Here is a 24,358-nt window from a genome sequence, read left to right on the forward strand (position 1 = left end):
GGGTAAGCAAACCTGTTCCAAGAATATAATAAGCAAAAGGATTTGAAATGTTTAAACGCATAGGACTAATATCGATTGCCTTATCTTTAAATACTATCTCCTTAACCAGCGAAGCCTGTTCTGCCTTAGTGTTCAATAAAAACAAGCCCGCAACTGTTGCAGTCAATTTGGACTGGAAATACAGGGAAGGAGCCTTTGTGATTCATCCTCGGAATGCCATGATGGTTTCCAGTGTAGATTACCACAGCATGCATCCATTAATCTGGAAAAGCCAATATGGAAGTGTGATATTTCATGGAGGAAATCGGTTTAAAACAGGACCATCTGCTGATGGGATGAATGAAAAAGGACTTACTGCTTCGATACTGATGCTTGATTCATCAAGTTATCCCAGTAACTCTGAGCTTCCCGCTTTAAAAACTACTGAATGGGTTCAGTATATTTTAGATAATTTTCAAACAGTACAAGAAGTCATAGATGACAGCTCGAATTATCAACTGGTTGCAGACACCTACCGGGGAATAACCATGAATGTTCACTTGATGGTGAGCGATGCTGAAGGAAAATCTGCTGTTTTTGAGTACCTGGATGGTAAACTGGTAATTCATACTCAAGACAACTTGACCATGCCAGTACTAACCAATACAGACTATAAATCGTCATTGGCTCTTCTTGAAGAATACAAGGACCATGGTGGCTCTAAGGCTCTGCCAGGTGGATATGATTCTAAATCCCGTTTTGTAAGAGCAGCACATTATCTAAAAAAACTTCCCAGCTTTATAGCTAAAGAAGAACATATTGCTTACGCTTTCAACGGCCTCAATGTCGTCACACAAGCACCTGGTACTTCTTCTCCAACCCAACTGAGTATGGTGTTTGATATCTCGACCAAAACCATTTACTTCCGCAGCATTAACGAGGCTGCATTAAGAGTGATTTCAATGGATAGCATTGACTTTGATTATCTTTATCAACCAATCGCCCTGAATGTTTATCAACATTTGTTCGGGGACGTCACTGATAAATTTCAACCCATGATAGGATAAATTTGAATTCATTAGGCCCTCTTGCAGAACCTGATTATTTTGTTTAATGAAAAAGGCAGGTTTAGGCAAGGGGTCTATTGTGAAGACCCCAGGATATGGCACAAGCGAAGCCGAGAGGGATAATTGATTAATAACCGCTATTACAATTTATTGTAAAAATATTTAAGTACAACAAGAACTTAAAAGACTGTGATATCAATGCATCTATTAATTACCAAAGGATGGGGTAATGAGCATAAAAAATGAATATGAAACAGCAAGAGACCATTTCAGGTTATGGGACAAACAACTCAAAGACAATATACTGCTCGAAAAGTCTTGTTTAATGCACACTTACAAAACTCATTTTCCCGATGAGCCTGGTTTTATTCAACAATTGATTCAATTTTCCAAAGCAGTAGCTGAAGAATTAGAACCAACCGTTATGGAAAATAACCTGGATGCGAACTTGCCTAAAATAGAACAATACAATGCAATTGGTCAGCGCGATGATCGGGTAATCCACCATCCTGCCTATGTTCGATCCGGCGATATTATTTATGGTTCCAATCTCATGCAATACTTGCTAAAGCCAGGGCAAATGAAAAAGACGTTGAGCCTGTTTCTGCTCTCATCACATGCCGGGGAAGCGGGACACAACTGCCCTATTGCCTGTTCTGCGGGAGTAATACGTATTTTAAGTCGTTATTCCCAATTAGAGAAAACCCCATATTATCTTGATAAACTCACTCATCCTTCTTTCAGTTACAATTTTACTGGAGCCCAGTTTTTAACTGAAATTCAAGGTGGTTCTGACGTTGGCGCCAATGCGACCCGTGCCTACCAGGATGAGCAAAATCAATGGCACATCTCCGGTGAAAAATGGTTTTGCTCCAACGCGAATGCCGATTTAATTTTAATGACGGCTCGTTTCGACGAGGAAACTCCCGGAACCAAAGGGTTGGGTTTGTTTTTAGTGCCCAGTCACCTGGACGATGGCAGCCCTAATCACTATTACCTTCGTCGATTAAAACAAAAAATTGGTACTCGCACCATGGCAACCGCAGAAATAGATTTTGAAGGGGCGTTAGCCTACCCTATGGGTGATGTGACGGAAGGAATACATTTGGTTATGGAAAATGTGTTGCATTTATCAAGGATATTCAATTCCTTCTCAGTCTTGGGTATGTCCCGTCGCGCCTATCAGATTGCTTGCTATTATGCTAAAAACCGCCGAGCATTTAACCATCCTGTTATTGAATATCCTCTGGTAAAAGAAAGTTTGGCTAAAATAAAATCAGAAAATTTGGCTATGCTAGCCAGCGTGTTTCATATGGCTCGTTGTCAGGATGAATTGGATGCTCTCCCAGAGCCTCAACAAACCAAATCACAACAACTCTTATTACGTACACTGGCGAATATCAACAAGTACTTTACAGCCAAACGTTCAGTGGACAATATACATCATTGTCTCGATTTATTGGCAGGAAATGGCACCATAGAGAACTTTTCTTCATTACCAAGACTATTAAGAGACTGTATCGTTTGTGAAAATTGGGAGGGCACGCATTTTACATTATGGATGCAAACCCTAAGAGATATGCATAAATTTGCAATTGATGAATTATTCATTGCCCATTTGCAACAACTTCTGGAAAAAGTTCAGGATATCAACCCTCATAAAGCATTGTTTTTCGAAAAAATAAATGAGTTAGATAGAACAATAAAAACAATGAAATCAGCCAATCATGAGGATCAAAGTCTGCATATAAAAACAATCATTGAACATATGGCCTCGTTGCTTGCTGCTTTATGTCTGGCTATAGAGATACAACAAGGCCAGTCGCCAGAAACAAAACAAGTTGGATTAACTTTATTTATTCATGATCATATAGCCAGTTGTTTACTTGAACACGACGACTATATGAAAATACTAAATAAAATAATTGAATAGCTCACTCTGCAAATGCATTAACCAGCAGGCCGGGAAAAATTATTCGTAGTGTCAAACCAAAAAAATAGATTTTAAGTTTAGCAAATTGAATTACATATAAAAACAGGCTTGGCAATCTTTGAAATTTTTCGATTATCACTTTAATTCTATCTGTTCGAGCTAAGGAAGCACTCCCTCAACTCGAACAGATAGCCAGCTTCGCTCACTGGATAGCTGAGGCCAAAGGCTTTGCAACTTCAAAGGAAGGCTGACTCTTTCTGTCAGAATCATTAATTCGACAAACATCAAGAGCCTGAGAAAATTCCTTATAAAAATTTTGCTCTCCGATCAATTGAACAATTCCCATTTTACGGAGTTTCGCTTCAACCAATGAATTGGCCTCACTAAGTAAAACTCTGACTCCACGCTTTTGCAAATTCATAATCATTTCTTCCATAGCCTGCAAACCGGTGACATCAATAAAGGGAACCCAACGCATTCTGATGATCAAAACTCTGGGATCATTATGGGTATTAGTCAACGCCCTCTGAAATGTTTCGACAGCACCAAAGAAAAATGGGCCCTCGATAACATACACCATGACCCCTTCAGGCAAATCAAAATTCTTTTCTTGTGTTAGCTCTTGGGATAATTGCTCTTCTGACATACGTTGAATTTGAATGCTGTTAACCATTCGGCGCAGGAAATGCAAGACGGCAATCATGACACCTACATTAACTGCGACAACCAAATCAACAAACACCGTAAGACAAAAAGTAACCAGTAAAATGACTACATCAACCCGAGGGGCTACTCGAATTAATTTAATAAAGTGGCAGGCTTCACTCATATTCCACGAAACCACAAATAAAATAGCAGCCAGTGCCGCCAGTGGCACATTCACTGCTAAAGGAGCCAGGAATAACAGGACTAAAATCAAAGTAATGCTGTGAATAATTCCTGCCAGAGGACTATTTCCCCCATTGCGAATGTTCGTGGCCGTACGAGCAATCGCTCCAGTGGCTGCAAAACCACCAAACAAAGGTGCTACAATATTCGCTATCCCTTGACCGACTAATTCTCTATTGGAATTATGTCTGGTTCCACTCATCCCATCGGCAACCACAGCAGACAATAAAGACTCTATTGCTCCTAACATCGCAATAGCAAAGGCTGGCCCAGTCAACTCAATCAATCGGCCCATTGTGATTTCAGGCCAGATGAAGGCTGGCAAACCTTGTGGTATTCCTCCAAACAGGCTGCCTATAGTAGCAACTCCCTCAAAATGCCAAACTGACTGTATAATTGTAACCATTACCAAAGCGGCCAAAGGGCCAGGAATCCGTTTTAGTCCTGGTAATTTCTTGGAATACAATACAATAAATAAAGCACAAATACCTAAGGAAGTCGTAGCGATATTCAAGTGAGGAAAAGACTGAAGTAAATTCCAAAATTTTTCATAAAAATGTCCGCTTCCAGGTGTGGGTAAACCAAAAAAATACTGCCATTGTCCCACCCAAATAACGACAGCAATCCCAGAAGTAAATCCGATAATTACAGGACTGGGAATGAATTTAATAATGGTACCCAAACGGGCAAAGCCAAATAAAATCAGTATAAAGCCAGCCATTAAAGTAGCTATTTGTAACCCTGAAATACCATATTGGGCCGTTATCCCGGAAAGAACGACAATGAAAGCACCTGTAGGTCCGGCGATTTGAACTCTGCTGCCGCCCATAACCGAGACTATTAATCCGGCAACGATAGCCGTATATAATCCTTGTTCCGGTTTGGCTCCGGAGGCTATTGCAAAAGCCATTGCCAAAGGTAAGGCAACAACACCAACAATGAGCCCGGAAATAATATTTTGTAACCAATATTTCTTTTGAAATAAACCGGCTCGATAGGATTCTGTGAGCGTGTTCATAAATAATAACCTGACTCATTAAAAACCTGGTCATTATTATACACACTTTGAACAAATTTACGCTAATTTTCTAGAATATTTATCGCTTTAATTCACATCTTGTCCTGCATCTAATATTATATACGCTTTAATATTGGAATAAGCTACCTATCATGACACTTACTGCATTAAACGCGATTTCACCCATAGATGGTCGTTATGTCAATAAAACCAGAGTATTAAGTCCCTATTTTAGTGAGTTTGCATTAACCTATTATCGCTTAATGGTTGAAATCAAGTGGTTTGAATCATTAGCTGCTAACGACACTATTCCAGAAGTCCCTGCTTTGGATAACAAGGCCCGTAAATTTTTATCTGATCTTATTTCCAATTTTAATGAATCAGAAGCTGAAAAAATAAAAGAATTTGAAAAACAAACCAATCATGACGTTAAAGCTGTAGAGTATTATCTTAAGGATAAATTTCAGGAAAATGAACAACTCAAATCTTGCGTTGCTTTCATACACTTTGCCTGCACTTCAGAGGACATCAATAACCTGGCTTATGCTTTAATGATCAAACAAGCGATAGCCCAAGTTATACAACCTACTATAGCTGAGATCATGGGAAGCATTACGCTTCTTGGGAAACAACATGCTGACGTTGCGATGCTCTCAAGAACGCATGGTCAACCAGCAACACCAACCACCATGGGTAAAGAATTGGTCAATTTCGTAGCTCGCCTTAAACGACCCCAGCAACAATTAGCAGAAGTATTAATCCCAGCCAAATTTAATGGAGCTGTTGGCAATTACAATGCTCACGTAGCAGCCTATCCCGAAGTGGACTGGCGTAAGCATTGCGCTAATTTTGTTACATCCCTAGGTTTGTCCTTTAATGCCTATACCACTCAAATTGAGCCACATGATGGCATAGCGGAAGTCTCCCAGATTATGGTGAGAATTAATAATATTCTTCTGGATTATACTCAAGACATATGGAGCTACATTTCTCTTGGCTACTTTAAGCAAAAAACAGTTGCCGAAGAAGTAGGCTCATCGACCATGCCACACAAGGTAAATCCTATAGACTTTGAAAATGCCGAAGGCAATTTAGGTCTGTCTAATGCTTTATTTATTCATTTTGCCAATAAATTAACTCAATCACGCATGCAAAGAGACCTGTCTGATTCGACTGTCTTACGTAACTTGGGCGTAGCTTTCTCTTACAGTTTGATTGCCTATCACTCAGTAGCCAAAGGTAATGACAAATTACAAATCAATAAATCAGCTCTACAAAAAGATTTATCCGAAAACTGGGAAGTTTTAGCAGAGGCCATACAAACTGTCATGCGCCGCTACAATGAACCCAATGCCTATGAACAATTAAAAGAGCTTACACGAGGACAAATGATAGACGCTGAAAACCTTAAACAATTTATTAAAAACCTGCCTATTCCCGAAGAAGCAAAAGCAGAGTTAATGAAATTAACTCCAGAGACTTACACGGGTCTTGCAACCCAATTGGTCAAGGCTTTTTCATGAGTGATCAGCTATCACAACAAGGCCAATCGTTCGAATTCGATGTTCTCGTCATTGGAACAGGATTAGCCGGTTTACATTATTGTTTGCAGCTTTTAGCTATCCAACCCAAGCTAAACATTGCGTTAATCAGCAAAGCAGAGTCCATTGAGTGTAACAGCCGCTATGCTCAAGGGGGGATTGCTGCCGCCATTTCACCAGAAGATTCGCTGGAGTCTCATATATCTGATACTGTATTGGCTGGAGATGGGTTATGCTACTTACCTGCGGTGGAATTTATTATCCGCCAAGGGCCAGATATTATAAAACAACTTGATCAATATAAAGTTCAATTTAAAAGAGAAAGTGATGGTCGCTTTCACCTTGCCAAAGAAGGTGGCCATTCACACCGGCGCATTTTTAATTGTGGTGATCAAACAGGATTAACGCTAACACAAACTCTAAATCATTTGGCAAGCCAACATGAACAGATCCAGTTTTTTGAACATCACGTGGCGGTTAACCTGATTACTCAATATCATCCTCACCGGACAGATAATCAGGGTGAGGTATTAGGAGCCTATATACTCGACTGCCAATTTAATCGCATTCACACGTTTCTTGCGAAATGCGTTATTTTAGCAACTGGCGGCGCCGGAAAAACCTACAGGTATACAACTAACCCTATGGTTGCAACAGGTGATGGTGTTGCGATGGCATACAGGGCTGGGGCTCGTGTGGGCAACATGGAATTTTATCAATTTCACCCTACCCTCTTGCACCATCACACCATTAACAATTTTTTAATTTCTGAAGCAGTTCGAGGCGAAGGAGCTTTGCTTAAAAATCCTGAAACAGGTGAGCGTTTTATGAAGCGATATGCACCTGACCAACTTGAGTTAGCAACCAGAGACGTCGTCGCAAGAGCTATTTTTAGTGAAATTGAGCAAGGCCAGGCTGGATATGTGCATTTGGATATTTCTCACCAAAGCAAATCTTTCCTGAAAAAACGTTTCCCACAAATTTATTCCACATTGTTATCTATTGGAATTGATATGAGTCAGGATTTAATTCCTGTCGTTCCGGCCGCTCATTACCAATGCGGTGGGGTTCTTACTGATGTGGACGGTCGCACCGATCTGGCGCGATTATACGCTATAGGTGAAGTGGCTTTTACCGGATTGCATGGTGCGAACAGGCTGGCAAGTAATTCCTTACTTGAAGCCTTGGTCATGGGTTCCAATGCGGCACGCTGCACACTAAAAGACATTGCTACTCCGTTAAAACTTATCGATCATATCCCCAGCTGGAGCTCTCCAGGAGAAGTCAATGCAAGAAGAGCCAGCCAAATCAACGCCCAATGGAGAGGCTTAAGAGGGGAAATGACTTCCTATGCAGGCATTGTGCGCACTGAAGCAGGCTTAGAAGATCTACTACAATTAATATTGAAGCGTAAGAAAATTATTGAAGAGTATTACTGGAAACATTGCATTACCAGAGATTTTATTGAGTTAAGGAACATTATCCTTAATGCAGAATTGATTGTTAGAGCAGCCCTTTCCAGAAGGGAATCACGTGGTGGACATTTTCGTGAAGATTTCCCCAATAAAAATTTCAAAGCCCAGGAAAGTATTGCAAAACTGGGACAGGCAGACAGTTCATTAGGATAGCCTGGCAAGCTATCCCATTAACAATAATGAAAGAACCCTTCCCACAAATCCCTAATGACTAGAGGTAGATTTAATGTTTGAAAATTCAACAACTTACCAACCCGAAGCGACCCTCATGGCTATTCGTAATGATATGGCTATATGTCAAAGCGATTATCCATTAGACTGGTATCAAGAAGATTTTATTCCTTATGCCCAGGAATATCAGGCTTTACCCGATAGAAAGCTTACGACTGTTTTAAATTGGATGAAACCTTATCTTGCTAAAGCCCAAAATCATTTCGGTAACAAACTGTTACTGCTTGCTCATTATTATATGGGTGGAGAAATTGTTCGATTAATTGAACAGTTTGGGGGTAAAATCGGTGACTCCTACCAATTGGCTTTGATGGCTGCGAATAACCCTGAAAAATCAGTCATAGTGGAATCAGCAGTTCATTTTATGGCGGAATCCATAAGCATTTTGGCTAATGAAAATCAACACGTCTACATCACCAATCCCAAGTCAGGCTGCACCATGGAAATGCTTGCCAAAGACTTTATGGTCGAGCCTGCTTTCCTTGATTTAAATGAGCGTTATGGTGCTGAAAATATTTTACCTGTTTGCTACATGAATACCTCTGGTCGTGTGAAAGCCATGACCGGTGCCCAAGGAGGTGCGGTTTGTACAAGTTCCAATGTCAAAAAAATTTTTCAATGGGCTCAAAAGCAAAACAAGAAAATCCTCTTTATTCCTGATCAACACATGGGAGAAAATGTCGCTTACTGGCTGGGAATTAAAAATCTCGCTTATTGGCCTGGAGGAACTGCAGGCGCTAATTATTCACTACCAGCGCAAGACAAAAAAACACTCAAGCAATTTGATAAAGCAGAGTTGATTTTATTCGCAAGTCAATGCGCGGTTCATACCCATTATCAACCTGAAATGTGTGACTATTGGAAAAGCCAGGGATACACTACCATTGTACATCCAGAATGTCGTAATGATGTCATCAAAGTGGCTGATTACTCAGGTTCTACTGCATTCATATGGGATCTGGTAGTCCATGACAAAGCAGGTACAAAAAGTTATGCCATCGGAACTGAAAACCACATGGTAGAAAACTTAAAACAATATTGTAAAAGCCTTGGAATTCGTGTTGTAAATCTTGCTGAAGCCCCTCAAAAAGACACTGAAAAAGGAGTCGGATGTGGTTGTGCTACCATGTCTCGCAATGACCCGCCGCATCTGGTCGCTCTCCTCGATTTACTTCGCCAGGGCAAATCTATGCCTTACAATGAAGTAAAAGCAGGTGATGTGGTCAACGAATTCACAGGAACCAGAAACAGACTGCCAGTCAACGATCAACAATGGGTTATTAATAATGCCAAAAAAGCTCTGGAAATGATGATTAATATCACTGAAGACAGGGTTTAATACGTGTTAGCTAGTGTATTGTCCGCTTCCTTACGGTCGCGGCTCGGATTTGCATCAACAGGACTTACGCGCCCTGGGTCAGGGCAAAAAATGTTTTTAATGAGGGAGTTTAGATAAACTAAATGACTGAGTTAAAAATATTTTTAACAAACAGACTGGGGGTTTTTGTAAGTCCCGATCAAATCCGAGCCGGGACCGTAAGGAAGCGGGTATATTAAACCTTACCTCTAAACTATAACTCGAAAATTTATTATATTATGAATTAATACCTAGCCCAATCCACATCAAGCAGAAGGATCAGCCACATAAAACTGACATTCATTCAAACCACGTGTGCAGACATACCCGCACATAGTTTCTATCCAGCTATAATCAACACGAGCGGGTATTTTGGTCCGCACCTGCCATAAAATAGAAAAATCACCTACGGAGTTTCTATAAGTACAAGCCACACCCTGGCCATATCCTGCGACTAATATATTAGCCCGCACGAAGCGAGTATTTTCTTCTCCCTGAGGGCTATTTGGGGAAAAAGGATTTTCTATCCATGGTGATGGAGGCACACCCCATTGTAATGACGTGGTTTGAGGATCAGGGCATGTATGTGCATAAGCGATCAAACTGGTATGGGCTAAAGCCAAAACTAATAGTGTAGAATAATATCTTTTCATAAAAACTCCATCAACTCTAATCCTGATAATTCCAGTTTATTCTTGATATGATCTCATTATTTAATAAAGCTCAAGTAATTGTCAAATTAATAATCAAAATGCAATCAACCACGTAATTTTTCAAATAATAAATGAACTAAACCATTGTTAGAATTTATTTCTTTGTTATAATGACCGCGCGTGCCGGGGTGGCGGAATTGGTAGACGCGCCGGATTCAAAATCCGGTGGTGGTGACACCGTGTGGGTTCGAGTCCCACCCTCGGTACCATTGAGATAATTTTTATCAATTCTTAATGGTTCGCAATTCTACGTAACGCATTGATTTTTATTTAAATAATACTGACTTCTACTTCTCAAATCGTTCTCAACTATTCGTAAATTTTCATATTAAACCGTGCATACTTTGGGTAAGATCTTGGGTAATGTTTTTATACTTCCAAAGATGCCAATAGTTGAGGTAACTTCATATGTTAACTGACACATCAATTAGAGCATTAAAAGCAGAGAATGGAAAAACCAAAAGAAAAGCAGATCGTGATGGCCTCGTCATTGAAGCACGCCCAAGTGGAAAGAAGGTCTTTATTTTCAGATTCCAGTGGGAAAAAAAACCACAAACGATGACCCTTGGGCATTATCCCAGTTTAAGCCTCTCCGAAGCGCGTACTTTAGTTATAGATTATCGCGATCAAATCAATAAAGGCATTGATCCCAGAAGAGAAAGTGAGGATACCCCTAGAAAACTTACATTTCGGGAGGTAGCAGACCTATGGCATCGAAAAAACAGCCATCGTTGGAAAGCTGTCACCAGCAATCGTCATTATAAAAGTCTTGAACGTGATATCTATCCTTTTATTGGTGATAAGCCTATTGATGATATTACTAAAGCTGAGTTATTAGTTATTATCCATCCCCATGAATCATTGGGTCATCATGAAGTAGCTCATCGCTTACACGATAGATTAGAAGCAATATTCCAATTTGCAGTTGGAGCATCGCTTACAGAAAACTATCCATTTATTGGATTAAAGAAAGCTTTAGCTCCTAAACCCAGAGTTATTAATCAGCCCGCAATAAGCCCAAATGAAGCACATGAACTGTTAACAAGCATCAGAAATAGTAAGGCAACAAAAATAACAAAACTTTACATAGAACTGCTTGCTCATTTATTTACAAGACCATCAGAACTAAGGCTTGCAAAATGGAGTGAGTTTAACCTTGAAGGGACTGAATGGCATATTCCAGCAGAAAGAATGAAAATGGCAGCTCCTCACTGGGTACCATTATCACCCTACGTTATAAATCTTTTAAAAGAGCTTAGATTAATTACAGGATTTAATACTTACCTTTTTAATTCCCCTTCCTCAAAAACACCACAACCTATAAGCGAAACAAGTGCACGAAAAATAATTCATGTTACGGGCTACAAAAACCGCCATACCTTGCATGGCTTCCGTGCTTTAGCTTCCACAGTCCTACATGAACAAAGCCACTTTAGAAGTGATGCTATTGAGGCTCAGCTAGCCCATAAAGTTCAAGGGGTACGAGGGGTTTATTTAAGAGCAGATTTTAGACGAGAACGGAGAGAATTAATGAATTGGTATAGTAGTTGGTTATTAAATAAGCATGAGCGAATTTTATTAAAACAGGAGATGATCTAATATGAATTCGAAAATTGATTCTCTTGCGCTTGCTTTAAAACAATCTTTTTTAGGTATCTTCCCAAGAAGAACTTATATAGATGATTATGCAAAAGTAAAGGCGAGAATAAAAAAAGAACTGAAGATTCTATTAACTGTAAAAGAGATAGATCAAATTATTTTTTTCGTTATTAGATGCATTTCGAGTACCCAAAACCAATGCTCTTTGCTTCAATACATTAATTCAGAGCAAGCAAAAAATATCGTCAGTAGTAGTACAGTACTACTAAAAGAGTTTTATTATGAAATCAGTCATAAAATGGATAAAAGTATAGCTAATCAAGCAATAGGAATTGTTATTGAAGAAATGATTCAGTTTAAAGATCCCACAAAATTTATAAAAAATACTATCTCCTGGCGTCCTAAAATAGTTTGGGGCGATAAAACATATGAATCTAAGAAATCACAATTACAATCGTTGCTTAAAAGAGAGTTATTAACAGAAGAACTTCATTTGATTGCAGAGGTATGGTCTTATTACATGGCATTTATCGAAGATCTCCACAGTCCTGATAATTATACTAAAGAAAAAATAAAAGAATTAAAAACAACAATGACCGCCCTTATTGCACATCTTGAAGGGGTAGTTAAATCAAGTAGGGAGCTTATTGATCAACTCCGTGACTTTGATCGTTTTCCTTGGGTTGATATTGATGCAAAGGAAAAAAGCTTATTAGACAATCAAAGTAAGTTGGATGAAGCTAAAGCTCTTGCAGAGCTGTTACGACAAGATAATGGTTATAAATTAAGTACCAACCATATTCAAAAGTTATCTTTTTTTTCAATGTTCTTTTTAGGAGAGCTAATGGGGTTACATGAACCTGAATACAAGAAAGATGGGAATCCTCTCCTGACATTTTTAGATATCTTAACAGGTTGGACTGAATCTCAATTAGATAAGGAAGTAACTCGAAAAAGAATCAGTAAATATTACAGCAAATATAAGCAATTTAAATTAAACCAAAACACTAAGCCTTTAATCGATAGTTTATTAAGATGTCATCAGGAACAGGGAGTTAGTCTCAGCATTATTTTAAAAGAATTTCAATCTCACTTGTTAAAATTATCTATTAAACCCCGCGCCCTATCTATTGCCCCTGACGCTTAAATTAAAACAGCTATCGTTAAGGGGTTATTACCAATCCTCAAAATAACTAAAAATGCTCTTTACGAATCCTTGAGAACGATTCGTGAAGAGTAACAGCTATTTTTTGGAGAAAAAGATGAAAGAAGATTCATTATTGTTATACCCAAAACAAGCCCAAAAACTTTTGGGTATCGGAACAACTAAATTTTATGAACTGGTTAAATCACCAACCTTTCCAAAGGCTAAGTCTCCACTTGGAAAGCGGCCCATGTACTTAAGAGAGGAATTAGAAAATTGGGTTAAAAGTTTAGACTAAAACATAGGCTCATGGATGGCTTATGTTCCGTATAAAGCCACCTGAGCATCTGATAAGCATTAAAGAGGAAATTTATCATATGAACTTGATAATTGATAGAGCACAGGGGCAATGGCCTGAAATTTTAAGTGCATTAGGTATAGATAAGCGTTATTTAAAGAATAAGCATGGGGCATGTCCTGTATGCGGAGGAAAAGATCGTTTTAGATTTGACGATAAGGAAGGTAAAGGTACGTTTTATTGCAATCAATGTGGCTCTGGTTATGGAATAAAATTATTACAGAATTTCAATAAGTGGAGTTTTACTGAAGCAGTTAATCAAGTTGCAAAGGTATTAGGTATTCAAACTCAGATAAAGAACCATAATTTTAATCAAAGGATTAATTCCTCCCCCCAAATTCATAAACATAATAGGCTTAATACAGAGGAGTTATGGAAGCGTCAAGACTCTTTAAACTACACTTGGCTACAGTCGCAAATAGTCAGTTCAGGCGATCTCGTTGATGTTTATTTAAAATCACGTGGTATTTCTCTTAAAGAATATCCTTATTCATTACGACAGCACCCTCATTTACCGTATTATGATGATAAAGGCTTAGTAGGGCACTTTCCTGCAATGATAGCGCTTGTAAGAGATCAAAATAATAAAATGGTTACGCTTTATCGCACATACTTAGGAAAGGCTTGTAAGGCCGATATACCAACTCCTAAAAAGCTTATGCCTTCAATACAGCCCAGAGCATCTGTTGGAGCAGCGATAAAATTATACCAACCTGTTAATGGAAAAATTGTATTAGCTGAAGGTATTGAAACAGCACTTTCTATTCATGTTGCAACAAAGCTTCCAGTATGGGCAACAATAAGTGCCGTAGGATTAGAGAAGATAATACTACCTTCTTCAATTACAGAGGTAATAATCGCAATTGATAATGATGAATCACATTGCGGACAAAACGTAAGTAGTAAACTAGCAACACGTTTACTCGCTGAAGGACGTAAAGTGAAACGCATAATACCTCCAAAATCTGGACAAGATTTTAATGATTTATTGTTGGAGAATGCTATATGAGTATTGCTGCAATTAACGATCTTATAGATCAAGCACCTATTGAGGAACCAGTTTCGCTTGTTGCGGTTGAATTGATAAAATTTCTTGAAATGGAATTACCAGTACGAGGATCAATTTTATCTCCTTGGTTGCCAGAAGCTGGGTTGTGCATGATCCATGCCTATCGAGGTATAGGCAAAACACATATAGCACTGGGAATTGCTTATGCTGTAGCAAAAGGGGGTAAATTCTTAACTTGGGAAGCTTCAAAACCGCGTAATGTTCTTTACATCGATGGTGAAATGCCAGCCTCAGTGTTACAAGAACGTCTCGCCAATATTATTTTAATGATGGGTGATGATACGATAGGCGGGCGTCTCACCATCATAACGCCAGATTTGCAAAAATTTGGTATGCCAGATTTAGCAACCAAAGAGGGACAGGAGAAACTTAATCAATATATAACAGATGATACAGATTTAATTATTGTTGATAACCTATCTTGCCTAGCCCCGAGTATTAAAGAAAACGATGCAACTAATTGGGTGCCTCTACAAACATGGGTACTAAACCTGCGTGCTAAAGGCAAGAGCGTACTATTAGTGCATCATTCCGGCAAAGCTGGCGCACAACGAGGAACATCTAAAAAAGAAGATGTTTTAGATACGGTGATTGTTTTAAAACGACCGAAAGATTACAACTCAAGTCAAGGAGCACGTTTTATTGTAGAGTTTGAAAAAGCCCGTGGTTTTTGTGGAGAAGATGCAAAGTCATTTGAGGCTCAACTACTTAGTGATGAGCACGGTAATCCCTGCTGGACAGCCAAGTCCATAGAGGAAAGTACTTTTGAGAAAGTAGTCAAGATGCTTAATGACGGTATGACACAACAAGAGATAGCTGTTGAGTTGGAGATACATAAATCTAGTGTTTCCCGTCATGTTAGTAAAGCCAAAGAGGCTGGACTGATAAAGCAACAAAATGGGGGAAACTATGAATAACAATTTACAGGGTTGCGCTGTTGCCCCCATTACAAAGTGCAACCATGCAACTTCAACTCATGATAATGCAACTCATAATGAAACCACTACTCAACCTCTGGGCTTGTTAAGTATTGCTATCAAGGTTTTGGAGAGAAATAAAAGCAACTCTATACGAAACCTATCTGCAACTTCACAGTTGCATTATAGAAATACTAATGCAACTGAAACGTTAGAGGCTTTATCTTCAAATACTGGGTTGCATAGGAGAGCAACTATTCTAGGCGTTGCTGCTATTGGAGAAAACCATGATAGTTGCATAGTTTCATTTCCTACAGGGCACAACCACAAAACTCATTTTACATGTCATCAATGTGGATATAGAAATCCCTTTTGTTCTTGCAAATTACCTCCTAAATCAGGCATGGTAACTTGTAACAGCTGCAATTACTTTACTGTAGATATTATCGGTGATGGAGCAGGTATTGGTAGTTGCGAATTAGGTATAAAATGGACTCAAGAGTTTAATGGACGTATGCCGTTATTTCGTTATTCTGAAAGATACTGTGAGCAATTCAATAAGTTAATGGATTAATTTTAAGCTAAGCAAGGAGTATAAAATGACTGAAGTATCAGTAAAAAAAGGTAGGCCAACGAAATATAATGATACTCTGGCAAGAGAGATTTGCGACACTATTGCTTCGTCAAGCAAAGGTACAAAGAAGCTATGTTTTGAGCACCCACATTGGCCTTGCCAAGATACCTTATTCGCTTGGTTAAAAGCATATCCTGAATTTTCCGAGCAATACGCACAAGCCAAAAGATGTCAGGTTGAGTTGCTGATAGATGAAATTTTAGAAATTTCTGATGATGTATCCCAAGATCAGTATACGAATGAGGTAGGGGCATTAGTACCTAATCCACCAGCTATAAGCAGAGCACGATTAAAAATAGATACCCGTAAATGGTTGGCATGTAAGTTAGTTCCCAAGGTGTATGGTAATAAAATTGAGATTGAAAGCGATAGTAGAATGTCAGAGGAACTACGTAAGTTAAGTGCTGATCTTGATGCTAAGTATACTCGTGAATATTAATGAAGTGACTCTCAGTTGTAAGAGAATATCTCATGCGTGTCTAAGCATAGGTTTTTGAGTTCAAAATTGGTGCTACTTAGGGTCATATCAGCTTAAGAACAGTTAGGGGGTATACCGCCCCAAAGAACCTACCCCCTTTGTTTACTATGGAGTCCCTCCGCTTTAAGAGCTATTATATTTTTAAGTCACCGAGTCCAAATTACTTTAAAACGAACGTATCGCTCGTACGTTCCCTCCATAGGCACCACTTATACCACAAGCTGAGGAACCATGAGAAACTGCGCCAGTATCAAATTGTTGAAACCATGCTTGTCCTACTTCAAATTCATTGGAACTCCAATACGATTTACAACTATTATCAGCTGGACCAGTATATACACTGAACTCACCAATAATGTACCTCTGTTTAAACATTAGGTTAAGCTCATATTTTGATGGCAAATACCAGTCATTATACCCACCGTCCCTGCAAGAGGCGGCAATTTTAGCTGCATAATTTCCTGCTGGGCCTAGAGCCTCTTCAATTCGTTTGGTATTGAACTTTCCTGCATAAATGCCATCTTGGGTTGCACCAGTAACATATTGTCTATTTGCCCATTTAACACCCCTCGCTTGGTCAGAGCTAGCCGCAATCAATCCATGATTAGTACTTTCATCTATCCAAAATATCACTCCTCCTTGATAATATTCACCAATTTCATGAGCAAATATAGAGGTACTAATAAATACGCTAAAAAGTAATGTGGAGATGAAATTGATATTTTTCATATAATTACTATCCGTTATTAATGTTTCGTGGATTTTCACCACTCATCATTCGATTAATTGTTTGCTGTTCAAATCCACCCGAGCAGTATGCAAAAGTATTAAGGGAAATAACCCTCAACAAGCTTATTAAAAAAATTTTCATTTCTAATTTCCTACATTGATTACTCAAGTATAAATTCCAAACAACACCTATCCCGCAGAAGCACTCTTATGTAAACAAGCCCACGTTTTTATATTTATTGTTGTTTTTATTATTTTGAGAGCAGGAGACGTGATTAAAAACAACCTGTATGTAATTATTTTAATCAGATTGATGAATAATAAGGAATCATTGCTATATTGTCAAGGAAAAACCAAGAATCTCTTATCTATATTCTATTGAAATAATCGAGCTAAGATAGATGATTGATTCATCTGTACCAAAAAGATTAAAAGAAGCCAGAAAAATCGCGGGGTTATCTCAAAGAAAGTTAGGGGTGGATTCGGGAATGGATGAGTTTTCAGCTGGTCCCCGCATGAATCAATAGGAAACAGTGAAACATACTCCTGATTTTCTTACATTGAAGAAGCGCATTGCTGATGTGCTGCTTATACCCACTGCGTATTTTTATACAGAAAATGATCGGTTAGCCGAAATAATAAGAATTATAGTGGCCTTGGGTTTGAAAAACAATCTAATGTTTACCGACTTATACTACGTAAATATCCTAAAAAAACAGCCCTGGTTCATAGTAAAAATTCTTTAGTTTTTCATGTATAATTCATCACGAAATTACTACTTAAATGAGCCAATTGTATGCTTGATACATTTATTTTAAATAAAATTAATGAAAATGCTGCTCAATTAGAAGAAAAATTAAAGGGTGATATTCTTTATTATTATGGGCCGACACATCCCTTATTAGTAAAACCGTTTAGAGATCTAATTGAGAGAATGGCTTCTGAATCATCTCATAAGAAAATCTGTATTTTTTTAAAAACAGGAGGGGGACAAGTAGAACCTGTTGAAAAAATGGTTGATATTTTACGCTTTCATTATGAAACAGTCTGGTTTTTTGTTCCAGATTTTGCCATGTCTGCGGGAACAGTTTTTTGCATGTCTGGTGATAAGATATTTATGGATTACTCCTCGTCTCTTGGCCCCATTGATCCACAAGTTACAATTAAAGATAATGGTGTTGATAAATTAGTCCCTGCTTTGGGGGTTTTAGAGCAAGTTGAGCAACTTATTGAAAAATCAAAAAATGGTTCAATTAGCCCTGCCGAATTTGCTATCTTGCAAAGTCAAAATCTTGCTTTGTTAAGTAGCTATGAGCATGCAAAAGATTTGTCTATTGATTTAGCTGTAAATTGGCTCGTAGAGTATAAGTTTAAAAATTGGCAAACTCATCGAACAGATGCAATAAAACGTGGCAAAGCCGTTACTTTGGAAGAAAAAATTGAAAGAGCCAAAGAAATTGTTACTCAATTAGCAGATCATAAGTTATGGCATTCTCATGGTAGATTCATTAGTGCTAAAATGTTGCACGAAAAACTCAGACTCGAAATTGATAACTATCCAGATGATGCAAAAATATTAATCAGATCATACAATGACCTTCTTACTGACTTTATAGAACAAAAGAACTATCCTTATTATATGCATGAAAAAAATCGAATCGGTTAGAGGAATGGTGCTATGAATATTACCAGACGAGTTCGTGATGCTATAGAGCATGGTGAGAAAAATATAGTTAAAGACGATTCTTTAGCTAAGTGCATTGAATTCTCTAAACAAATGAAGGAAGCTGGATTATTAGACCCTGTACGAGAATCAAATGCTGAAATACTCACTGGTGGCTTGGAGCAGCTAAAATTATACCAACAGTCCGCAGTCTTATTTAAAAAAGGCTTTTAACCAATAATTTCCTTTGTTTCTAAATCACAAACTCTCCAATTGGAAGTATCTATTCTTGCGGGTACTTTTTCATGAGGAGCCTCATCGTCTAATTTTAAGTAGGAATCTGTACCAACAAAATTTTTAGGAAAAACGACTAAACATAAGCAGGCAGTGAGTTTTGAAGGATATAAAATGCCTTCTATTCCTGATTGATGGATAATATGTCCAAAGATTTGAGAATTTGCTGGAATATCATAGTTGCAAGGAAGTTGTCTCCATTCAGGAGTTAGTAATGTCTGAATTAATAATTCAGATGTTTTAATTATTTCTGGGGATGAAAATCCCAGTTTTTTAGACAATTTTTTAAGCTCTGGAGAAAATTTAAAATCTTTTATCAATTCAACCAACGGCAAAAGATTTTTTTCATTAGTTAAATCAAAAACCTTATCGATTTTTCCAGAAATTGAAACGATTGTTTCTGAGGCTGGGTTTGTTAAAGCAACTTCACGAGGGGTTAGTTGATCATGTTTCACTTGGCCAAGATGCTCTTGTAATGCAGTATCTTTATTTTCCGCTATGTATAACCCTGAGAAATATGGTACTTCAGTGTTTACACCCTTACCTGTATTAAATCGACCGCCTATAAAACTTAAGCTGCCTGCTGTAGAAAAGGGATGTAATCCATATTTATATTTAACGGCTCTTTGCCAATGAGTTAATTCATAAGGAATGCAAGTTTGAATCACTGCTTGCTGAATTTTATCTTGAATTTCATTTCGTTGGCGAGCTAATTCCGAATAATAAGCCCAATGATATTTTAGTAGTTCATCAGTAGTTTCTTTTGCTTGGCGTATACTTTTGATGGATCCTGATTCAAGTAGGTAAGATACCTTTTTAGTTTTAAAAGAATGACGACTACTTCTTTTTGTAAATTTGGGCATGCGGACTATCTCTGATTTTCTTCTATAGCCGTTTGAATAAAATTAAGCAATTTTTTGAATCGGCCAACACGAATCATGTCTCTTGGAGCCATATCGCCTAAAAGAGGATTCGGAATAGAAAACCAAAGTATTGTTTTATCTTTGTCTTTGAAAAAACCATAAACTAAATTTAAAGCAGTAGCCCACTCGGTAAGCCGTTCTTTAAGTTCAAGCGGCATTTTTTGGGGCTCATAGCGAATTGATGAAACGGGGACATTAGTTGCAGTTGAAACATCTGCTTTTCTATAATTTAAAAGATCAACAACTTTTTGTCCATCAACAACCCCCTCATTAAACACATGAAGATAGTCTTTGTCAGGAACAGTCCTGAATAATGATGGTTGCGACATGTTCATAGCTCTACTCGTAGAAGAATGCATTTTTAGCCTATTTAAGTAAAATAATAGTAGTTATACACGATTTAACCACAAATATACCATAATTTTTCCGATTTATGTTAAGTATAGGCCATGTTTTGGAAAAAAGTTTTTTATTAAATATGGATGAACAACGAAGTACCTCGATAAAATTTCTTCTGAGTTATTTTCTGACTAACAAAGACCGCAACTATTCTTATCTTTTCACATCAATTCAAATCAGCTATCATATGCCACGTTGGGTAAGATCTTGGGTAATTTTCGAGTCCTTATTATTTTAAACCAATAAAATCAAGGCATTGCGTGTGGGTTCGAGTCCCACCCTCGTACCATTGAGACTCGTTATTTTCTAAGTGAATTAACCCTGGTCATTAAAGTATCACCATTGTCTTCTATGTATTCAATATCAGATTGATTGATGTCCTGAATATGCATTTTTTCTGTGCTGTACTCAAGTTTATCTTTATCTAGCTTGGATAGTGTCGCGTCTTTTTTTATAGTCACTTCAGCAAGATAAGGTTTAATGTAAAGTACTCGGTTTTTACCAAAAAAAGTTTGGCTATTAACTCCCTCTTTTGCAGCTTCTTTAGATTTAAACAGTGTTGCTCCAGATATAAATGAGTCAATTATATCTTCAAGAGTGGGTTCGACATCGTTGAGACCATCATTGAAAATGGCATTCCATATACTATCTGATTTGACCTTGAACGCTACACCTTTTCCAACCGCATAAAATTTACTATCTTTCGCTAAAGCAATCACTCCAATTTTTTTTGCATTATCTTCTTTTTCCAAATATAAATTCACTAAATCGAACAGCTCTCTAGAAAGAGTTCGGACTTTCATGAGACTCTTTAAATCAAGCAGTGGGAATAGATCATTTAGGAGTACATCTTTTGGAATTAATAGCAAAGAGCCATTTTGATCGTAACGAATATCGGCATTATTATTGTTATTCGTACTTTTTAACAAAGCAGTCAATTTTTTAAACATTTAATTCTCCTATTTGTATGGATGGGAATACTATTCATATTTAAACATTCATAAATGCTAAATAAATTTAAGTTTTTGACTTATTCCATTATATTGAGGGTTAAAATAGTACCTCTTTTACCAATCGATTTTAGTATTTGGAATAGTGTATTCAAATTTTTACCAACTCCTGCTAATAGATAAAGCATCATCGCTAGAGCATCAAGTTCGGTTTTTTTGTATACTGTACAATATGTGTATTAAAATGCCCTTCATTTTTAAATAATGTCACTTTTTAAAACCATTTATTAGTTTCACCTGATCCGGAGTCTTTTGATTTACCATAAAGACCTGAAAGTACAGACTTTAGAAGCAAGAGATGTATGCCTAATTCAAGTATTTCTACTTTTGAATTACTTTGGTATTTTTAAAATATATCGATTCCATCAGTTTCATTTTTTCTTTACATGGTACATTTTTGTTCAATATATTAGCAAATTTATATTAAGTGAATATTAAATACTCAATTTTAATTAGATTCTCCGAGTTAATAGTATGGACCCTGCCCCCTTTAAGGTAGGCTCAAAAAATTGACCAGAAAGTGGTGGAACGAAATGAATTTAGTTAAAACATTATAGTAAGCGTTCACTTAATGGCGTCATCTTAAGGGAAATCATCAGAATACCCTCCTGAAGACGTGATGCCGCTTGGGTATTCCTACTTTGTCTCTGCTAAAAAACGACCTGGTCGAATTTTAACTTTTGCTCTAGCAGCCGCTCTATTAAAGAACTTTTGAAAGCGCTCTGGATTGATATTCCCCACCATAATTTCTTGGAACTGGACTTTCATGAGTCCAAGTAAGACTTAGAAATTAAGACGTGTTTCAGGAATATTATCTGGATCCCAGGGGCCTTTTGCATCACACATATGCAACGATAAAATATTACACATGACTATATGAGCCCAGAACTCTTGAAGGATTGCTTCAAGACGGGTTCCTGAAAAATTTTCTAATTCTGCACTAATCTTAAGCCGCTTATAGCATTCTTCTATATACCATCTCAAAGTGTAGATACGCGTAATATCATTCCATGAAAACAACCCTCGAGAGAATAGAGAAGTAATTAATACATCAACCTCCCCCGTATTAAGTGTTAATGCAACCACCCGAACCATTGTTTGGGCACCATCTCGAGTTTTTATCTGATGATCAAAATCAGTTTCCCCTTGGTCTACACGAGTCTAAAGACTCTTATACGCATGACGTTGCACGTGAAAAATAAAATTCACACCCAGCACCTCATGCTGTTGTATAAATTTTAGCTTCTATCATAGAGAAATAATAATTTATCTTACTTCAAAGCCCGCATTTTATTCACCACTTCGGGAAGTTGTTCTACTGCTAGATCTTGCTTCTCTACATCCTATGCTGCTAATTGAAACTGTTTGCAATCAATTTTATTTCTATAAAATTAAAGGAGTCAGCTTCCCTGATCCATGAACTTCCTAAATCAGGGACTTTATCTTGTTTTTTTTAAAACAATTGATTTTTTAAGTTATTGATACTTAATAATTAATTACTTAAGTTGATTCCATTACGCGAACGTTTACATTAGAAACTCTTTTCTCAACAGACCCTAGTAAGAACTGCCTTTTTTAGCATAGTGTTTATTTAAAGGAATTAAGCCGTACCTATTGGAGAAACGCCTGTTTTACTTATCAATCTCTCTCTAGTTTGCTCTTTTATCAAAACTAAAAAAGGTATAAAAAACAAAGCGAAAACGATGGATAACTGATATAAACCGACCCAGCCGATATGCATTTGAATGGTAGCAGCTACAGGACCTGAAATGATCCTGGGTAAAGTCGATAATGCGACTAACATAGAAAATTGTGTTCCAGTAAACTGTTTATTCACCAAACGCATAAATAAAGCAACCAATGCAGTAGAACCCATCCCTGCAACAAAGTTATCTGAAAACACTGCGATTGCTAACAGCACAATATTTTTTCCTGACATCGCTAATATGACAAAAAAAACATTAGTTAGTGCTTGTAGTAAGCCAAAGAAAAATAATGCGCGATACAAAGAATATCGCATTAACAAAAAACCTGCCGTTAAACCGCCTAACAGGATAGAGACTATTCCAAGCATTTTATTGATATAGCCAATAGTATCCAGAGAGAAACCCAAGCCTTGAATTAAAAAAGGCATCACTATACCGCTAGTCGTCGTAGTAAATGCTTCACCTAATTTATAACAAAATATAAATATTAAAAGATAAATAATCCCTGGGCGGCTTAAAAGTTCTTTCACTGGTGCAATGAACGAAATAATGAAATTACTTTTTTCTTTTATTTCTGTAGAGGGTTCCTTGCTGACAAATATTGCCAACATACCTATCGCCATTGCAAATCCCATAAAGCGATAAGTAAAAGCCCAACCTAATTTTTCTGCCATTACTAAAGCCAAACCGCCAGATAACAAAAGAGCCAATCGATACCCAAACACAGCCAGAGACGCGCCTAATGCATGTTCCTGTGGGGGAAGATATTCTGCTCGGTGAGCATCAATTGCCACATCTTGTGTGGCTGAAAAACAGGCTAATACTAAAGCTAAAAATGCCATAAATTTCGGATATTGAGATGGAATAAACCAGGCCATGAGATTAAAACCCAGAAGCAGTAGTATCTGCATGGTGAGGATCCAGCTTCGCCTTTTCCCTAAATGAAATAAAGAGTAGCGATCCAGAATAGGACCCCAGAAAATGCGATACGCATAAGGTAGACTGACTAAACTTAAAGCTCCCGTCGCAAGCACTGACATGCCATTATTAGCGTACCATGCTTGCAAGGTACTGCTGATTAATGCCATAGGTAAACCGGAAGAAAAACCTAAAATGAAAACTATAAACAGGCGCTTGTTCATTCCTTTGTTCACTCAGTGTGAGTCATAGCCTTTAAAACAGACATATTTTAATTTCCTCAATGGTGTTAGGCTGACACCTGTTATGAAGATC

At 37.6% G+C, this 24,358-nt stretch carries 23 protein-coding genes and 1 tRNA gene; 16 read left to right on the top strand and 8 right to left on the bottom strand.

Annotated elements, in window-relative coordinates; genetic code table 11:
- Positions 1-47: 47 nt before the first annotated feature.
- Positions 48-1,046 carry a linear amide C-N hydrolase gene (locus OQI99_RS07795; RefSeq protein ID WP_265731654.1) on the top strand — a complete coding sequence of 333 codons (999 nt, stop codon included), beginning with the start codon at positions 48-50 and terminating at the stop codon, positions 1,044-1,046.
- 229 nt (positions 1,047-1,275) lie between these two features.
- Positions 1,276-2,979, top strand: a complete 1,704-nt coding sequence (locus OQI99_RS07800; protein WP_265731655.1) for an acyl-CoA dehydrogenase family protein — start codon at positions 1,276-1,278, stop codon at positions 2,977-2,979.
- Positions 2,980-3,181: 202 nt separating this feature from the next.
- Here OQI99_RS07800 and OQI99_RS07805 read toward each other — a convergent pair whose 3' ends face one another.
- Positions 3,182-4,885, bottom strand: coding sequence for a SulP family inorganic anion transporter (locus OQI99_RS07805; RefSeq protein WP_265731656.1), 1,704 nt, complete (start codon positions 4,883-4,885; stop codon positions 3,182-3,184).
- 152 nt (positions 4,886-5,037) lie between these two features.
- Here OQI99_RS07805 and purB point away from each other — a divergent pair, with 152 nt between their 5' ends.
- The 3 genes from purB to nadA all read left to right on the top strand — a co-directional run bounded on the left by purB (position 5,038) and on the right by nadA (position 9,471).
- Positions 5,038-6,408 (top strand): adenylosuccinate lyase, encoded by a 1,371-nt coding sequence (gene purB, locus OQI99_RS07810; protein WP_061512867.1) that lies wholly within the window; start codon positions 5,038-5,040, stop codon positions 6,406-6,408.
- Positions 6,405-8,054: an L-aspartate oxidase gene (gene nadB / locus OQI99_RS07815; protein ID WP_061512866.1), complete on the top strand. Its 1,650-nt coding sequence runs from the start codon at positions 6,405-6,407 to the stop codon at positions 8,052-8,054. The genes purB and nadB overlap by 4 nt, the downstream gene beginning before the upstream one ends.
- 73 nt (positions 8,055-8,127) lie before the next feature.
- Positions 8,128-9,471 carry a quinolinate synthase NadA gene (nadA, locus tag OQI99_RS07820; protein WP_265731657.1) on the top strand — a complete coding sequence of 448 codons (1,344 nt, stop codon included), beginning with the start codon at positions 8,128-8,130 and terminating at the stop codon, positions 9,469-9,471.
- Between the two features lie 284 nt (positions 9,472-9,755).
- On the opposite strand, the gene OQI99_RS07825 is transcribed toward nadA, so the two are convergent.
- On the bottom strand, positions 9,756-10,142 hold the full coding sequence (locus OQI99_RS07825) for a DUF3757 domain-containing protein (RefSeq protein WP_265731658.1): 387 nt from the start codon (positions 10,140-10,142) through the stop codon (positions 9,756-9,758).
- Positions 10,143-10,324: 182 nt separating this feature from the next.
- On the opposite strand from OQI99_RS07825, the gene OQI99_RS07830 reads away from it, so the two are divergent.
- From OQI99_RS07830 to OQI99_RS07865, 8 genes are all read left to right on the top strand, one after another.
- A tRNA-Leu gene (locus OQI99_RS07830) sits at positions 10,325-10,411 on the top strand.
- A 199-nt stretch (positions 10,412-10,610) separates the two neighbouring features.
- Entirely contained in the window at positions 10,611-11,801 is a 1,191-nt protein-coding gene (locus OQI99_RS07835; protein ID WP_265731659.1) for a tyrosine-type recombinase/integrase, read from the top strand.
- Between the two features lies 1 nt (position 11,802).
- On the top strand, positions 11,803-12,948 hold the full coding sequence (locus tag OQI99_RS07840) for a hypothetical protein (protein ID WP_070322100.1): 1,146 nt from the start codon (positions 11,803-11,805) through the stop codon (positions 12,946-12,948).
- Positions 12,949-13,063: 115 nt separating this feature from the next.
- Positions 13,064-13,243, top strand: a complete 180-nt coding sequence (locus OQI99_RS07845) for a helix-turn-helix transcriptional regulator (RefSeq protein WP_070322101.1) — start codon at positions 13,064-13,066, stop codon at positions 13,241-13,243.
- A 79-nt stretch (positions 13,244-13,322) separates the two neighbouring features.
- On the top strand, positions 13,323-14,312 hold the full coding sequence (locus tag OQI99_RS07850) for a toprim domain-containing protein (protein WP_265731660.1): 990 nt from the start codon (positions 13,323-13,325) through the stop codon (positions 14,310-14,312).
- Positions 14,309-15,289 carry an AAA family ATPase gene (locus OQI99_RS07855; RefSeq protein ID WP_070322103.1) on the top strand — a complete coding sequence of 327 codons (981 nt, stop codon included), beginning with the start codon at positions 14,309-14,311 and terminating at the stop codon, positions 15,287-15,289. Before OQI99_RS07850 ends, OQI99_RS07855 begins: the two co-directional genes overlap by 4 nt.
- Positions 15,282-15,863 (top strand): hypothetical protein, encoded by a 582-nt coding sequence (locus OQI99_RS07860; protein ID WP_070322104.1) that lies wholly within the window; start codon positions 15,282-15,284, stop codon positions 15,861-15,863. The genes OQI99_RS07855 and OQI99_RS07860 overlap by 8 nt, the downstream gene beginning before the upstream one ends.
- A gap of 25 nt (positions 15,864-15,888) precedes the next feature.
- Positions 15,889-16,362: a hypothetical protein gene (locus OQI99_RS07865; protein WP_265731661.1), complete on the top strand. Its 474-nt coding sequence runs from the start codon at positions 15,889-15,891 to the stop codon at positions 16,360-16,362.
- A 204-nt stretch (positions 16,363-16,566) separates the two neighbouring features.
- On the opposite strand, the gene OQI99_RS07870 is transcribed toward OQI99_RS07865, so the two are convergent.
- Positions 16,567-17,130, bottom strand: coding sequence for a DUF1566 domain-containing protein (locus OQI99_RS07870; RefSeq protein ID WP_265731662.1), 564 nt, complete (start codon positions 17,128-17,130; stop codon positions 16,567-16,569).
- A 401-nt stretch (positions 17,131-17,531) separates the two neighbouring features.
- Between OQI99_RS07870 and OQI99_RS07875 the strand changes: the two genes are divergently transcribed.
- From OQI99_RS07875 to OQI99_RS07885, 3 genes are all read left to right on the top strand, one after another.
- Positions 17,532-17,657: a hypothetical protein gene (locus tag OQI99_RS07875; RefSeq protein ID WP_265731663.1), complete on the top strand. Its 126-nt coding sequence runs from the start codon at positions 17,532-17,534 to the stop codon at positions 17,655-17,657.
- Positions 17,658-17,926: 269 nt separating this feature from the next.
- Complete coding sequence (locus OQI99_RS07880) at positions 17,927-18,796, top strand: SDH family Clp fold serine proteinase (protein ID WP_265731664.1); 870 nt, start codon at positions 17,927-17,929, stop codon at positions 18,794-18,796.
- Positions 18,797-18,808: 12 nt separating this feature from the next.
- Positions 18,809-19,027, top strand: a complete 219-nt coding sequence (locus tag OQI99_RS07885; RefSeq protein WP_265731665.1) for a hypothetical protein — start codon at positions 18,809-18,811, stop codon at positions 19,025-19,027.
- On the opposite strand, the gene OQI99_RS07890 is transcribed toward OQI99_RS07885, so the two are convergent.
- From OQI99_RS07890 to OQI99_RS07910, 5 genes are all read right to left on the bottom strand, one after another.
- Positions 19,024-19,950, bottom strand: coding sequence for an RES family NAD+ phosphorylase (locus OQI99_RS07890; RefSeq protein ID WP_265731666.1), 927 nt, complete (start codon positions 19,948-19,950; stop codon positions 19,024-19,026). The two genes, OQI99_RS07885 and OQI99_RS07890, sit on opposite strands and share 4 nt — an antisense overlap.
- Before the next feature lie 5 nt (positions 19,951-19,955).
- Entirely contained in the window at positions 19,956-20,339 is a 384-nt protein-coding gene (locus tag OQI99_RS07895) for a hypothetical protein (RefSeq protein ID WP_265731667.1), read from the bottom strand.
- 369 nt (positions 20,340-20,708) lie between these two features.
- Complete coding sequence (locus OQI99_RS07900) at positions 20,709-21,359, bottom strand: hypothetical protein (RefSeq protein WP_265731668.1); 651 nt, start codon at positions 21,357-21,359, stop codon at positions 20,709-20,711.
- Between the two features lie 843 nt (positions 21,360-22,202).
- On the bottom strand, positions 22,203-22,514 hold the full coding sequence (locus OQI99_RS07905; protein WP_265731669.1) for a hypothetical protein: 312 nt from the start codon (positions 22,512-22,514) through the stop codon (positions 22,203-22,205).
- 505 nt (positions 22,515-23,019) lie between these two features.
- A complete protein-coding gene (locus tag OQI99_RS07910; protein WP_265731670.1) occupies positions 23,020-24,267 on the bottom strand; it encodes an AmpG family muropeptide MFS transporter in 1,248 nt (415 codons plus the stop codon).
- Positions 24,268-24,358 lie beyond the last annotated feature (91 nt).

It is taken from the genome of Legionella sp. PATHC039, from assembly GCF_026191275.1.
GTDB classification, from domain to species: Bacteria; Pseudomonadota; Gammaproteobacteria; order Legionellales; family Legionellaceae; genus Legionella; species Legionella pneumophila.